Raw genomic sequence first — 1,256 nt, forward strand, 5'->3', positions numbered from 1 at the left:
ATGGCAAAAGGTAAGTTTGAGCGCAACAAGCCTCACGTAAACATTGGCACGATCGGCCACGTTGACCATGGCAAGACGTCGCTGACGGCGGCGATCACGAAGTACTTCGGCGAGTTCAAGGCGTACGACCAGATCGACGCAGCTCCTGAAGAAAAGGCGCGCGGCATCACCATTTCGACGGCTCACGTCGAATACGAGACGCCGAACCGTCACTACGCCCACGTCGACTGCCCCGGCCACGCCGACTACGTCAAGAACATGATCACCGGTGCTGCCCAGATGGACGGCGCGATCCTGGTGTGCTCGGCAGCTGACGGCCCGATGCCGCAGACCCGCGAGCACATCCTGCTGGCCCGCCAGGTCGGCGTTCCGGCGATCGTCGTGTTCCTGAACAAGGTCGACCAGGTCGACGACGCCGAGCTTCTCGAGCTCGTCGAACTCGAAGTTCGCGAACTGCTGTCGTCCTACGACTTCCCGGGCGACGACATTCCGATCATCAAGGGCTCGGCTCTGGCCGCTCTGGAAGATTCGGACAAGAAGATCGGCGAAGACGCGATCCGCGAACTGATGGCAGCGGTTGACGCCTACATCCCGACGCCGGAGCGTCCGATCGACCAGCCGTTCCTGATGCCGATCGAAGACGTGTTCTCGATCTCGGGCCGTGGCACGGTCGTGACCGGTCGCGTCGAGCGCGGCATCGTCAAGGTCGGTGAGGAAATCGAAATCGTCGGCATCCGTCCGACGACGAAGACGACCTGCACGGGCGTTGAAATGTTCCGCAAGCTGCTCGACCAGGGCCAGGCCGGCGACAACATCGGTGCGCTGCTGCGCGGTGTCGACCGCAACGGCGTCGAGCGTGGCCAGATCCTGTGCAAGCCGGGTTCGGTCAAGCCGCACAAGAAGTTCAAGGCCGAAGCCTACATCCTGACGAAGGAAGAAGGCGGCCGTCATACGCCGTTCTTCACCAACTACCGTCCGCAGTTCTACTTCCGCACCACCGACGTGACGGGCATCGTCACGCTTCCGGAAGGCACGGAAATGGTGATGCCGGGCGACAACGTCACGGTTGACGTCGAGCTGATCGTTCCGATCGCGATGGAAGAAAAGCTGCGCTTCGCGATCCGCGAAGGCGGCCGCACCGTCGGCGCCGGCATCGTCGCCTCGATCGTCGAGTAATCGACGAGGGCGACGGGGCCGAAAGCTGCCGACGGCTGATAAGTGGTGCAGATGGCGCGCAAGCGCGATCTGCACGCGGC

General features: G+C 62.8%; 1 protein-coding gene. It reads left to right on the forward strand.

Annotated elements, in window-relative coordinates:
• Positions 1-1,176 carry an elongation factor Tu gene (gene tuf / locus CRO48_RS31535; RefSeq protein ID WP_097143564.1) on the forward strand — a complete coding sequence of 392 codons (1,176 nt, stop codon included), beginning with the start codon at positions 1-3 and terminating at the stop codon, positions 1,174-1,176.
• Positions 1,177-1,256: the final 80 nt, after the last annotated feature.

The sequence above is a fragment of the Rhizobium subbaraonis genome (genome assembly GCF_900220975.1).
Classification (GTDB): domain Bacteria; phylum Pseudomonadota; class Alphaproteobacteria; order Rhizobiales; family Rhizobiaceae; genus Mycoplana; species Mycoplana subbaraonis.